Below are 12168 nucleotides of genomic sequence, written 5' to 3'. Positions count from 1 at the left end.
TTATTTATTATAACGACAAGCCGCCACAAAAAAAGGTAAAAACACATAAAAAAAATGACGATTTCGTGATCGTCACACCATCTTTTATCAATTTACGGTTTACTGCTGAAAAATATACTTCAGAAATTTATAGAGCCCATTGTCAAAATAAGGGGCATCGGTCACCCAATCCGCCTTCGCCTTCACATGATCAGGCGCATTCTTCATCGCAGCAGAGTGCCCGGCGATCCCAAACATCGGCAGGTCATTTTCTCCATCACCAACCGCCAGCGCCTCATCCGGCGAAAGATGGTAATGATCCAATAATCGTTGAATCCCGCTTGCTTTTGAAATATCCTTTCCAACCAATTCAACATTGTTGTGCGACGATGAGAAATAATCAAATTCGAATTCATCCTGCAATTCTTGCAGCCCTGTCTTCCATGCATCCATTTTACGCACATCATCGTTAAAAAAATAGATTTTGACGATTTGCTCAAGCTCTTTATCAGACAGGCTGTCTTTCCAGACCATGTCTTCTAAAACCGCTTGTCTCCTTGAGAACCACTCGTTCACTGCCACCGATTCCGGCCGCTCACCATTAATTTGATCGGTAACATAACCTCTGTCGCGACTCAGGATTGTTCGTCTGCCGCCAATCGGATGGAGCTGATAGTAAAATTTCTGTTCCTCTGAACGTTGAATCAAAAGCTGTACAAGTGGTTTTGAAAGTGTACTTTGGTAAATCTTCTCCGCACCGGCAAAAACAGTCATGCCATTAGCCGCCACCATTCCTTCAAGGGGAAAATCATTTGGAAGCACATTCAAGGCATCCACTTCAGATCTGCCGGTTACCACAAACACACGCTTACCGCGTGCGCTTAATTTCTTCAGATAATCATTTAATTCAGGTGTCACCTGGTTATTCGGCGTCAATGTTGTGCCGTCTAAGTCAAGCATAATCGTTTGTATACGCATAAGTTTCCACCTCCGCACAATCTCTTTCATTCATTCTACCTGTTCTGACTCTCTGGTGCATCTGTAAACAACTGTTCACAGACCGCCAACACATATTTTTAATTAGGTGATTCGTTCTTCCCCTTAACTGGAGAGTGAAAAGTTCTGTGTGAATAAACAAAAGGATAACCCTTAAATGGGATTTTATGGTATCCTCTATTTCTACGACAAAAGAGAGGATAAAATCGCCAAGGGTTATCGTAGTTCTTATTCTATCGTGTTCCTTCGCGATTGACTAGTGCCATGTTAAAATTTATTGATTCTGTACTTCTGTTCTTCCGTTCTTGTTTCCATAGATTCGCTACGTTTCAATGGTTTGTTGTGATCATTATCGGTTTGATGATACGTTCTGACTGTCTCGGAATCACTTCGGTGATTCGTGACTTGTCCCTAAACCCGAAGGGTTATGAGTCCATGATTCATTTCTTTCGTTCTTCCGCATGGTCTTTGAGCGAACTACGGCAACAGTGGCTGCGCGTGGTGCTCAAGTTTGCGCCGCTCAAGCATGAAGCGGGCGCCGTGGTTCTCGTTGGCGATGGCGTCAAACAGGCGAAAGAAGCCCGCTACATGCCCGCTGTGAAGAAATTGTTTCAAGAGTCCGAGGATGTATCCAAGTCCGCCTTCATCTTTGGACATCTCTGGGGTTCTGTGGGCATCCTGATCGGAAACGCTGGAAAGTTGTTCTGCCTACCTCTTTTTCTTCGCCTTCATGATGGTGTCCAGACGATTCGTCAATGGGAAACGTGCGATGAAAATCAAGACTCCCACGTGGTGCAAATGATTGATCAAGGATTTTCAGCCGCTCGGGTGCTGGGACGTGCGTTGTTTCTACTTGACCGTTATTTCTTGTCTGTACCTGCACTTCGTCGGTTGAATCAACGGAATCAGGAAGGAAGCACGCAACTGGATCTGGTGACGAAAGCAAAAACCTCCTGCGTGGCTTATGAACACCCCGTTCAAACGGGCGGACGGGGACGTCCACGGAAAAAAGGAACCAAAGTGCATGTAAGCACACTGTTTGAAACGCAGGAGAACCAGTTTCAAACGACCCGTCTGTCTCTTTATGGGAAAAAAGAGACGGTCTCTTATCTCTGCCTTGATCTGCTTTGGGGGCAAGGACTGTATCAAGAACTGCGTTTTGTGCTCGTTGTGATGGGTGGACGCCGTTCGATTCTTGCCAGCACGGATCAATCCTTAGAACCGGAGGCCATCATCCGGCTTTATGCCTGGCGTTTTACCACCGAAACTACTTTTCGAGCGATGAAACAGTCACTCGGTGCTTTTGCCTATCATTTTTGGAGCCGTTCGATGCCCAAACTGAACCGTTATCGCAAATCGGATGAACCCGATCCGCTGGATCACATAACCGAAGACCGCGCACAAAAACGGATTGTTCAAACGGTCAAAGCGATTGAAGGATCCATGATGTGCCACTGCATCGCGATGGGCTTGCTTCAGATGATTGCGTTGCGTCATGACACGAAGAGACAAAAGAATCTTTTTCGCTTTTTACGAACCCCATCCAAGGGAGCAGCTTCAGAAGCAACCATTATGGCTCATTTACGTCAGACGATTTTTCAACGGTTTGCCCGAAATCAGCATTTAGCCATAACGCAAATAATTCGAGAAAAGCAGGAAACACCTGAGTTACAGGACGAATTAATGATTTCTTAAGAGCCTAGAACTTTTGACTGCCCAGCCCTTAAGTAATGCCGAAATTATTTTTCTAACTTCTTTAAAGATCCGTTACTTGAGCAGCTAAGTGCTATGCTATTTTTTCTCAAATCATTGTTTCAACCTGCTGTAAAACGGGTATAGAGACTAATAAGCAGCCGTAAGATATTTTTTAAATTCTGGGATAGCTTCGTCTCGCCGCGAAAATTAATTTCTCGATTCATTCTTCAACAACCGCATTTTACGACCACTACGCTCTTTTAAGTACTCGTATCATCAACAACTTTTGATTAACAAAAAAACAACAAAGAAGTGATTTTTCTGCCATTGATTATTGTTGCAATCGGTGTGATGATTTTACTCATACTGATTATGAAGTTTAATCTAAATACGTTTCTTTCTCTATTGATTGTTTCAGCACTAGTCGCCATTGGTTTAGGCATTCCGTTGCCAAAGATTATCCCTGTCATTGAAAAAGGCATTGGCGAACAGCTCGGCGATCTTATTCTCATTTTCGGGCTCGGAGCTATTCTTGGAAAACTCGTTGCCGATGCCGGAGGAGCGCATCGAATCGCAATGACACTAGCGAAAAAATTTGGTAAAAAAAGGATTCAGTTTGCGGTAATCCTTGCCTCATTTATTATCGGCATTGCCTTATTTTTTGAAGTCGGACTCGTTCTTTTGCTTCCGATCATTTTCGAAATAGGCATTGCTCTCGGTGTGCCGCTCCTCTACGTCGGCATGCCGATGATTGCGACTTTAATGGCGACACACGGCTTCCTGCCGCCGCATCCGGCGCCGACAGCCCTGGTTCAGAGCTATCACGCCAATACGGCCTATGTCCTGCTGATCGGCATTTGTATCGCCGTTCCCGCTGTACTCATCGGCGGATCACTTTTGAATAAACTACTCTACCGATTAATGCCCAATGTATACATCCATTCAGGTAATGAAGAACTGCTTGATAAAAAAAGACACTTCGATGATGACAAGGTGCCTTCTCTGGGGCTTAGTATCTTCACCTGTCTGCTTCCTGTATTGCTGATGATTTCGGCAACACTTTTTACCGATCTCGTTCCTCTGCCGCGGTTGATTAAAGAAGTGGTGCAGGTGGTTGGCTCCCCGCCTGGCGCGATGATGATCAGTGTCTTGTTTGCACTCTATGCCATGGGTGTCCGCCAAAAGCGCTCCATGGATGATTTGGAAAAAACGATTACAAAATCAATTCGACAAATCTCAATACTGCTGTTGATTATCGGTGCTGGCGGCGCGCTTAAAGAAGTGATGATTACCGGAGGAGTTGGGGATTATGTTGCGCACCTGTTCAAAGGTTCGCCGTTGTCTCCATTGTTTCTGGCATGGGTTGTGACTGTACTGCTGCGCGTCTGCATTGGATCCAGTACAGTCGCTGCTCTTACGGCCGCAGGAGTTGCCGCACCGCTTGTTGGAGCTACCGGGATTAGCCCTACGCTTATTGTTCTTGCTACCGGCGCAGGCAGCATCTTCGGCGGACATGTCAACGATCCCGGATTCTGGTTGTTCAAGGAATACTTTGATTTAAATTTAAAAGAAACCTTTAAAACCTACACGGTCATGGGCAGTGTAATCTCACTGACCGGCATCTTACTAATCAGCCTGATTTCTCTTTTCATGTGATGATCGCACACAACCTGTCCATACTATTTAATAACACCGCTACTCGAAAGGAGGCCCCTATATGCTAAGCTTGATATGGTCACTTATTGTCATCCTGTTTCTCATCTGGCTCGTGCTCCTGCTACTGAAAATCGGCGGAGCAATCATTTACCTGCTCCTTGTTGCCGCCGCTGTTCTGTTTATTATTCAATTGTTCACGCGAAAGTAATGCAAAGCGGAACTCCAATTTATTTGGAATTCCGCTTTTTTGTCTCGATTTGATCAAGTACCTGTAATGACGAAGCACGAAGTACTTCTTTGCGACTCTTGGGGATTCGTTACTACTTTGAGCCTATTGGTTACCACTTCCCCGCGATTGGTTACGAATCGCTTTTCCATGCGCTTCGCAGACGGAGCACTTTTATTATGGGTTCTCCCTCAAAAAAAACCGGCTGCTCCCGAAAATACGAGATCAACCGGTTTCGACAATTATTCATTATTTTTTCTGAGCAGCCTTAGCAAGTGACGCTTCAAAACTTTCACTGAAAATAGCAAATGCGTCGTCAATTTGTTCCTTGGTTACGATCAGCGGTGGAATAAAGCGGATAACGCTGTGGTCAACACCACAGTTAAGCAGAATCAGGCCTTTTTTCAACGCGTTGGCCCGAATCGCAGCAACGAGGTCGCCATCAGGCTTTCCGTTTCGATCCACAAACTCAATGCCGATCATCAGCCCAAGTCCCCGGACCTCGAGTACTTCGGCATGCTGCTTGGCAAAATCAAGCAGTTTCCCTTTAAAATAGGCACCGACCTCAACTGCGTTGTCGACAAGACCACCTTCAAGTAATTCAAAAACTGCAACACCGGCCGCACAGGCAACGGGATTGCCACCGAAGGTTCCGCCATGCGTCCCGGCCGGCCATTTGTCCATCAGATCGCTTTTAGCCACTAGTGCGCTAAGCGGGAAACCATTGGCGATCGCTTTTGCCAAGGACATAATATCCGGCTTCACATCAAAGTTTTCATAGGCAAAGATTTTGCCTGTTCGTCCGAATCCGGTTTGAACCTCATCGAACACGAGCAAGATGCCATGTTCATCGCAGATTTTGCGAATCGCTTGCAGGAACGATTTCGGCGGAACAATGTAGCCGCCCTCGCCTTGAATCGGCTCCATAATCATGCAGGCAACCTGTTCCGGTTCAATTAAATCATGGAATATTTCTTCGAGCGAGTTCAAACAGCGTGTTACTTCCTGCTCTTCAGTCAGTCCGGAACGCGTCGCATAGGGATAGTCCGCGTAATAAACACTCGGCAGCAGTCCTTCATAGTTGCGACGATATTTTGCATTTGACGCCGTCAACGTTGTCGTCGCAAGCGTCCGTCCGTGAAAGCTGTGTTTGAATGTAATGATGCCGGGACGATGAGTCACTTGCTTGGCAAGCTTAATTGCAGCCTCATTAGCCTCCGCACCGCTGTTTGAAAAATAAATTTTGTAATCTGAACCCACATGACCGAGAATCTTCTCAGCTAGTTTAATATAAGAGGGATAATAAACCACATTATGACCGCCATGAATGAGCTGGTCCATTTGTTCCTTAGCCTTCTGAACAACATAGGGATGGTTGTGACCGCAATTAACAACCGCAACACCGCTGGCAAAGTCCAAATACTTTTTCCCATGCTCATCCCAAACGTAGGCACCTTCGCCTTTGACAACGCCCAGTTGCGTCGCACGCAGCGCAATCGGCGGAAACAGATCTAATGATTTTTCATACATGCTTTTTTCCGGCATTCTACTCATACCTCTTTTTATTAAAAATTAGACGATCATCAAAAGGCCGCTATGTCACACAATATTATATAATGAATTTAAACAATCGTTTATTTACTTTTACTGCGTCAAAATTTGCGCTTATTCGATCACTCACTGGAGGAATGAACGATGGAACTCAGACAATTGAAAACCTTTCAGGTGGCAGCAGAACTGCTGAATTTCACACAAGCTGCCAAACAACTGAATTTCTCCCAGCCAACCATCACAGCGCAAGTTCGCGCTCTTGAGAAAGAAATTGGCCATTCACTCTTCTTCCGAATCGGAAAACAAACCTTTCTCACCGCACATGGAGAAATCATGAAACACTATACGGACCAACTCTTCCCCATTTTGGATCAAATGAAGGCTGCATTGCAGGAAGAGAGCCAAGCGGCCAGCAAGTTAACCATTGCAGCGTCGGAAACATTCTGCACGTATTACTTCCCGCCGATCATCCGTCACTTTCTGGATGCCTGTCCTGAGATCGGCATCAAACTCGTGTCGTGTACCAGTGATAAGGTCATTGCTGGAATCAACGATAACAGCTTCGATATCGGCATTATCTCCGGATCTTACACGAAAGCCGGTGTGACGAACGTCGTCATTTCCGAAAAAGAAGATCTCGTCCTGATTGTCTCAAAAGAGCTACATGATAAGCATTCCAACCCAGAGCTACTTGAGCGCTTCCCTTTTATTAAGTATGAAATTATTGGGCCCTTCGAGCAGCAGATGAACAGCTACATGCAGGAAAACGGCATCCATCCGAAAAAGGTTATCGAATCCAGCAGTCTGGAAGCAGTCAAGAACGCGGTCATGAATGATATCGGCATTGGGTTAATCAGCCATAATCTTGTTAAAAAAGAACTGGCTTCACGCCAGCTGTATGAAATCTCTCTGAATAAGAAGCCAATTCAAATTCAAACCTCTTTAATTATTGCCACAAACAAACTTACGGATCAAACGACCATGCACTTGATCAAGCTGATCGAGAGAACCTGGAACACCATTCATTAGAGAATCTTTTCCAAGAAATCCTGAGCGCGCTCCGTGCTTGGGTTGCTGAAAAAGGCTTCCGGTGTATTGGACTCCAGAATTCTGCCGTCGTCCATGAACACGACTTTGTTCGCCACCTGTTTGGCAAAGCCCATTTCGTGCGTGACAATCACCATTGTCATGCCGGATTCGGCGAGCGATTGAATAACGTCAAGCACTTCCTTAACCATTTCCGGGTCGAGCGCCGAGGTCGGTTCATCAAAAAGCATATAGTCCGGCTCCATCGCAAGCGCGCGAGCAATCGCCACACGTTGCTTCTGTCCACCTGAGAGCTTGTTCGGATACTGGTCCTTTTTCTCAAAAAGTCCGACCTTTTTTAGAAGTTGCTCTGCTTTTTTTACCGCATCGTCTTTTGAGAGTCCTTTGACTTTCATAGGCGCGTAGATCAAGTTCTCAAGCACCGTTTTATGCGGGAAAAGATAAAAATGCTGGAACACCATGCCGACCTTTTCCCGTACTTTGATGACCTGCTTCGGTTTCATTGCCGTCATATTGTGCTCGTCAACCATAACCGTGCCCGAGGTTGGTCGTTCAAGCAGATTAATGCAACGTAAAAAGGTTGATTTTCCAGAGCCGGACGGGCCGATCACGACAACTACTTCGCCCTGGTTGATCTGTAACGAAACATCCTTTAAAACCTTGATACTTCCAAAATTTTTCACGATATGTTCAGCTTTGATCACTGCGGCTCAGTCTCCTTTCGATACGCCCGCCGATAAACGTCAAAAGAAGGACGACGAGATAGTACATAATAAATGCAACGATCATTGGCGGAAAATACATATAGTATTCTGCAGATACAATCTGCGACCGTCGCATCATATCGGTGACGGTAATCGTCGAAACAAGCGCCGAATCCTTTGTCAACGTAATAAACTCATTCATCATCGCCGGCAAAATGTTCTTAATTGCCTGGGGCAGAATAATGTCTTTCATCATTGACCAGTAACCAACTCCAAGTGCTCCAGCCGCTTCAAACTGGCCTTTATCCACCGCATTGATACCTGAACGGATAATCTCGGACATATAAGCTCCTGAATTAAGTCCAAAAGTTATTATTGCGCACGTTGTCGGATCAACATCGTTCAATCCGATCAACTGTGGAATTGCGAGATATGCCAGAGCAAGCTGCATGATCAGCGGCGTGCCGCGAAAAATCGAAGTATAGCCGCGGGCGAATCCATTCAATAATTTAATATTGCTGATTTTGCATAAAGACAGCAACGTTCCTAAGACAAAGCCAATAATTGCCGCACCTAACGCAATCCCCAAAGTTACCCATATACCGTTAACAATATATGGAATTGAAGGAGCAATCGTCTTAAACCCGCTGATAAGTTGTTCCATCGCCCCATTGTCCTCTCAGTACTTTTTTTACTGGTTTTTGATCCATTTGGTGACCAGCTTATCCTTTGTGCCGTTTTCTTCCAATTTCTTCAGTGCTTTATCAAATTTTGCTGCTAATTTGCTGTTCTTTGGGAATGCAGCACTGATCGGATCGTATTGCGTTTTGCCGTCAACAACCGCCTTGAACTGCTGGAATGTCTTGTCCTTGCTCGTGTAACCATAAGCAACCGTATCTACGGTAACAATTGCGTCCAATTTGCCTGCGCGCATCGCTTCAACCATTTCATTCAGCTTGTCCCACGTTTGAATTTTCATTGGAATTGTTTTGCTGACTTTTTTTGCAAGCGTTTCTTGAGTCGTGCCAAGCTGAACGCCGACCTTCTTATTCTTCAGATCTTCCATCGTCTTAATGTTTGTCCCTTTTTTCGTTAAGATAACTTGGAACGATTGATAATAAGTCTTCGAGAAGTCGACTTGCTGACGGCGTTTTGGTGTATCAACCATGCCAGCCATAACAAAATCTACTTTCTTGCTGCCAAGTGCCGCGATCAGTCCGTTAAAATCCTGATTTTTAACTTCCAGTTTGTAGCCGAGCTCTTTGGCAACAGCCTTGGCCAAATCAAGGTCAAATCCGACGATCTCGTTGCCGTTCGCCGTATCTACGGATTCAAATGGCGGATAATCAGCACTCGTCCCCATAACAATTGTTTTTTTCTTACTTGAATCACTGCTTCCTGAACTGCTGCATGCTGAAAGAACAATCAAAAGAAGAGCCATCATTACTAAACCAATTTTTTTAACCATTGTCTTCGCCTCTTTTTATATTATTGATTCCCTTGTTAGGGAATAGAAAACTCTATTATACATCTAAATCCTCGAAGACCTGTTCCGTCATCGAACGAATCAGTTTCGGAAGTACGCCATAGGAATAGGGCTTGTAGACGCGTTCCATCCATGTATGCGCCCGCTTGCCGTAAACGCCCATATCAAGAACAGGAATGTTCAGCTTGCGAATCTGATCAAGCGGCACGCTGTAGGTTTTTCCCCATGCTGGAAAATTTCCAACGATCGCTGCTGTTTCTTCAGCCGTTTCACTCATTGCTAGGTAGCTGCTGTCGGCGAGATACGGGAAAAAGCGCTTTTTGGCAAACTGCTCGCCGGTTTCTTGTTCTGCCTGACGCAAAACGTGATCAAGGATCTGATCGCAGCGTTTCTCGGCTGCAACGTCTTCCCGCAGATAATTATGCGGGCAATACGGCGGAGCAAAGAACACGACCACCTTCGGACGCTTGTCTCCCGAGAGCGCTTCAAGTGCCTCAATGACTTTAAAACTGATTTGGCGGGAATCCTCGTTCGGATTTGCTTGAATTACTTGATCCGTCAGTTCGTCGACCGCCACACCTTTCGCCTTGAATTCACTCACAAATTCCTCATAGCTCAAGACATCGGTCGACCACTCAGGTGCCGGTCCCTCAAGCCCGCAATTCTTTGCGAACACTGTGTACTGCTCCTTCAAGAAAACCGCTAAATCATTGCAGGCATCTTGCGCCACTGTCCTCAACTGCTCCAATACTTCCTTAGGTGTGCGTTCATAGAGAAAATAATTGTAATACAGATGAGTGATCCCGGCTGTTTGGACATTATAGAATGCCTTTTTATCCCTTAGAAAAAGACAGGATGGCGGCAGGATGACTTCATCGGGAATTTGTTCCGCACAGGCCATATTATTGTTCAACGCATCATTAATCTTACTAGCGATCAGCGTCGGATCAATTCCCGCCAGTGTCTCTCCAACATGCGTTTCGCGGCCCCTGATGTAAAAGCAGCCGAGCAGTTTTCCTGCCGAACCGGTATAGACATAGCGGCGCGGATCTCCCTTGTAAAGCGGGCTGTTGAAGTCGCCGTTAATAGCCAGCAAGTAGTCAAGTCCACGTTCTTCCTTCAGGCGGATCAGCTCTTGCGTTGCTTCCATAACGCCCACATGGTCATTTTCTTCGACCGGATTGAACATGACAAGAAGATTCCCCGTCAATTGATCCCGGTGCTCCGAATAATAGAGCAGATTGCTCAGGTGGACCGCATCGCCGCTCTTCATATCCAGCATGCCACGACCGAACAGCCAGTCCCCAGATGCCGCATCTTGCTGAACATCGCTATTCTTCGTGTATTTGGAAAAATACTGTTGAAGATAGTCCGGGTCCAATGCATGTGCCTCAAGGGAACCAAAGTCATCCGTACCGACCGTATCTATATGACCATGATATATGATGGTCTGTTTATTTTCAAATGTCCCTTCAAGAAAAGCAAACACATTTTTTCTTCCCAGCTTATCGCCACTTAGCGGTTGCGTCCACACATTCTCAGGATGCTGTGCAAAATAGGGAAAGGATCGCAGAATCGTTTCCAGTTCCTTTGCCATGGCGACTTCTCCGTCCGTACCGTTGACACTCTTTACGCTGACAAGATCTCTCGCTATTTTCTCTATCTGTTCTTCCGTCGGCAAGTCCTTAATGGCCTCATACATTATAGATTCTCTCTCCCTTTCTGTTGAATTATTCTACGGAATCACGTTGAAGCACGAGTGAAGAACAGTGAATGCCCCCGCCCATTTTATTCAGTTCATCTACCGGAATCGCAATGACCTCGACACCGGCATTTTCAAGTACTTCAATAGTACGGACACCAAGAGACGTAAACAAAACTTTTCCAGGCTGAAGGCAGAGACAATTCGTGGTCATCGGCGGATCAAGAGGATCTGTATAGATCAGTTTAACACCGCGTTTCTGCAGATCCTGAAGGAACCAATGCGGCAGATTAGTCGGATCGACAAGCGCTTTATCGACATCAACCATATTGAACACTTCGTCAAGATGAATCATGCTGGACGGCAGATCGACGACAACAAGGTCCATGCCCTGCCAAGAAAGTATGGCACGCAACTGGTCGATTCCTTCTTGATTCACGCGAATGGAACGACCAACCATTGCCGTTTTCCGGTCGAACACCATAAAGCTGCCGCCTTCCACAAAGCCCTTCCCTTGAATGGACGCCAGTACCGGCATACCGATTTGAGCAGCTGTTTGGAGTGTACGACGCGTTTCTCCATATCTGAATTTCAAGGCAAAACGAGCCAGAATCAGGCCTCCGGGAATAACCATTCCGACATCACGTGCAAAAAGATTATTGGTCAGCAGCTGATTGTCGTCAATAAGCGGAATAACCTCGACGCCTTCCTGTTTCAAAACATCGGTCATTTGATCATGCTGCTCCTGCATTTTCGCTAGATCCAATGGTTCCTTGCTTAAGCTGTAACTGACAATGTTTCCGCTCGCATCGCGAAGAATCCTCGCTCCGGCTTCCGGTTCGAACGTCGCTTTATTTAATTCATGAACCTCATTTCCCGGACGGTGGACAAAAACCTTCCTTACCTTACCGACCGCATTCGGATTTCCCCAATCCGAAGACCAATACTTCTCCAAAAGAGCAGTATCTTCAAATGAATCCTGAACCATATTCTCATCAAGAAATTTATGCAATACAGACATGCAAATTCCTCCTTGTAAGATCGAGTAACTTCTTTGTACATCAAACGGAATAAAACCTTACATAAAAATCATCTATTTCTATAATAATATAAATCGAACGCCGTG

Annotated in this window: 11 protein-coding genes; 4 read left to right on the top strand and 7 right to left on the bottom strand. The window is 45.6% G+C overall.

Features of this window, described 5'->3' with window-relative positions:
- Nucleotides 1-99: 99 nt before the first annotated feature.
- A complete protein-coding gene (locus ABWW58_RS08035) occupies nucleotides 100-957 on the bottom strand; it encodes a Cof-type HAD-IIB family hydrolase (protein WP_353868616.1) in 858 nt (285 codons plus the stop codon).
- A 282-nt stretch (nucleotides 958-1239) separates the two neighbouring features.
- Here ABWW58_RS08035 and ABWW58_RS08030 point away from each other — a divergent pair, with 282 nt between their 5' ends.
- The 3 genes from ABWW58_RS08030 (at nucleotide 1240) to ABWW58_RS08020 (ending at nucleotide 4534) form a co-directional block, all read left to right on the top strand.
- A complete protein-coding gene (locus ABWW58_RS08030; RefSeq protein WP_353867738.1) occupies nucleotides 1240-2670 on the top strand; it encodes a transposase in 1431 nt (476 codons plus the stop codon).
- Nucleotides 2671-2991: 321 nt separating this feature from the next.
- The gene (locus tag ABWW58_RS08025; RefSeq protein WP_353868690.1) at nucleotides 2992-4326 is read left to right on the top strand and encodes a gluconate:H+ symporter; all 1335 of its coding nucleotides are present in this window, start codon (nucleotides 2992-2994) and stop codon (nucleotides 4324-4326) included.
- A 61-nt stretch (nucleotides 4327-4387) separates the two neighbouring features.
- A complete protein-coding gene (locus tag ABWW58_RS08020; RefSeq protein WP_353868615.1) occupies nucleotides 4388-4534 on the top strand; it encodes a DUF5670 family protein in 147 nt (48 codons plus the stop codon).
- Nucleotides 4535-4801: 267 nt separating this feature from the next.
- On the opposite strand, the gene ABWW58_RS08015 is transcribed toward ABWW58_RS08020, so the two are convergent.
- Nucleotides 4802-6097 carry an aspartate aminotransferase family protein gene (locus ABWW58_RS08015; RefSeq protein ID WP_353868614.1) on the bottom strand — a complete coding sequence of 432 codons (1296 nt, stop codon included), beginning with the start codon at nucleotides 6095-6097 and terminating at the stop codon, nucleotides 4802-4804.
- Between the two features lie 150 nt (nucleotides 6098-6247).
- On the opposite strand from ABWW58_RS08015, the gene ABWW58_RS08010 reads away from it, so the two are divergent.
- Complete coding sequence (locus ABWW58_RS08010; protein ID WP_353868613.1) at nucleotides 6248-7132, top strand: LysR family transcriptional regulator; 885 nt, start codon at nucleotides 6248-6250, stop codon at nucleotides 7130-7132.
- On the opposite strand, the gene ABWW58_RS08005 is transcribed toward ABWW58_RS08010, so the two are convergent.
- Genes ABWW58_RS08005 through ABWW58_RS07985 form a run of 5 tightly spaced genes read right to left on the bottom strand, consistent with a single transcriptional unit; the run spans nucleotide 7129 to nucleotide 12063 of the window.
- Nucleotides 7129-7854 (bottom strand): amino acid ABC transporter ATP-binding protein, encoded by a 726-nt coding sequence (locus ABWW58_RS08005; RefSeq protein WP_353868612.1) that lies wholly within the window; start codon nucleotides 7852-7854, stop codon nucleotides 7129-7131. The two genes, ABWW58_RS08010 and ABWW58_RS08005, sit on opposite strands and share 4 nt — an antisense overlap.
- Nucleotides 7841-8518: an amino acid ABC transporter permease gene (locus ABWW58_RS08000; RefSeq protein WP_353868611.1), complete on the bottom strand. Its 678-nt coding sequence runs from the start codon at nucleotides 8516-8518 to the stop codon at nucleotides 7841-7843. The genes ABWW58_RS08005 and ABWW58_RS08000 overlap by 14 nt, the downstream gene beginning before the upstream one ends.
- 27 nt (nucleotides 8519-8545) lie before the next feature.
- Nucleotides 8546-9322, bottom strand: a complete 777-nt coding sequence (locus ABWW58_RS07995) for a transporter substrate-binding domain-containing protein (protein ID WP_353868610.1) — start codon at nucleotides 9320-9322, stop codon at nucleotides 8546-8548.
- 55 nt (nucleotides 9323-9377) lie between these two features.
- On the bottom strand, nucleotides 9378-11042 hold the full coding sequence (locus ABWW58_RS07990; protein ID WP_353868609.1) for a M20/M25/M40 family metallo-hydrolase: 1665 nt from the start codon (nucleotides 11040-11042) through the stop codon (nucleotides 9378-9380).
- A 28-nt stretch (nucleotides 11043-11070) separates the two neighbouring features.
- Entirely contained in the window at nucleotides 11071-12063 is a 993-nt protein-coding gene (locus ABWW58_RS07985; protein ID WP_353868608.1) for a dimethylarginine dimethylaminohydrolase family protein, read from the bottom strand.
- Nucleotides 12064-12168 lie beyond the last annotated feature (105 nt).

This window comes from Sporolactobacillus caesalpiniae (genome assembly GCF_040513385.1).
Classification (GTDB): Bacteria; Bacillota; Bacilli; order Bacillales; family Sporolactobacillaceae; genus Sporolactobacillus.
Note: the sequence above shows the minus strand (reverse complement) of the source record. Positions and strands in the feature narration are given on the sequence as shown.

What these genes read in the sequence shown, in the direction of transcription:
- ABWW58_RS08035 (WP_353868616.1), bottom strand. Translation starts at nt 957, where the DNA reads ATGCGTATACAAACGATTATGCTTGACTTAGACGGCACAACATTGACG.
- ABWW58_RS08030 (WP_353867738.1), top strand. Translation starts at nt 1,240, where the DNA reads ATGTTAAAATTTATTGATTCTGTACTTCTGTTCTTCCGTTCTTGTTTC.
- ABWW58_RS08020 (WP_353868615.1), top strand. Translation starts at nt 4,388, where the DNA reads ATGCTAAGCTTGATATGGTCACTTATTGTCATCCTGTTTCTCATCTGG.
- ABWW58_RS08015 (WP_353868614.1), bottom strand. Translation starts at nt 6,097, where the DNA reads ATGCCGGAAAAAAGCATGTATGAAAAATCATTAGATCTGTTTCCGCCG.
- ABWW58_RS08010 (WP_353868613.1), top strand. Translation starts at nt 6,248, where the DNA reads ATGGAACTCAGACAATTGAAAACCTTTCAGGTGGCAGCAGAACTGCTG.
- ABWW58_RS08000 (WP_353868611.1), bottom strand. Translation starts at nt 8,518, where the DNA reads ATGGAACAACTTATCAGCGGGTTTAAGACGATTGCTCCTTCAATTCCA.
- ABWW58_RS07995 (WP_353868610.1), bottom strand. Translation starts at nt 9,322, where the DNA reads ATGGTTAAAAAAATTGGTTTAGTAATGATGGCTCTTCTTTTGATTGTT.
- ABWW58_RS07990 (WP_353868609.1), bottom strand. Translation starts at nt 11,042, where the DNA reads ATGTATGAGGCCATTAAGGACTTGCCGACGGAAGAACAGATAGAGAAA.
- ABWW58_RS07985 (WP_353868608.1), bottom strand. Translation starts at nt 12,063, where the DNA reads ATGTCTGTATTGCATAAATTTCTTGATGAGAATATGGTTCAGGATTCA.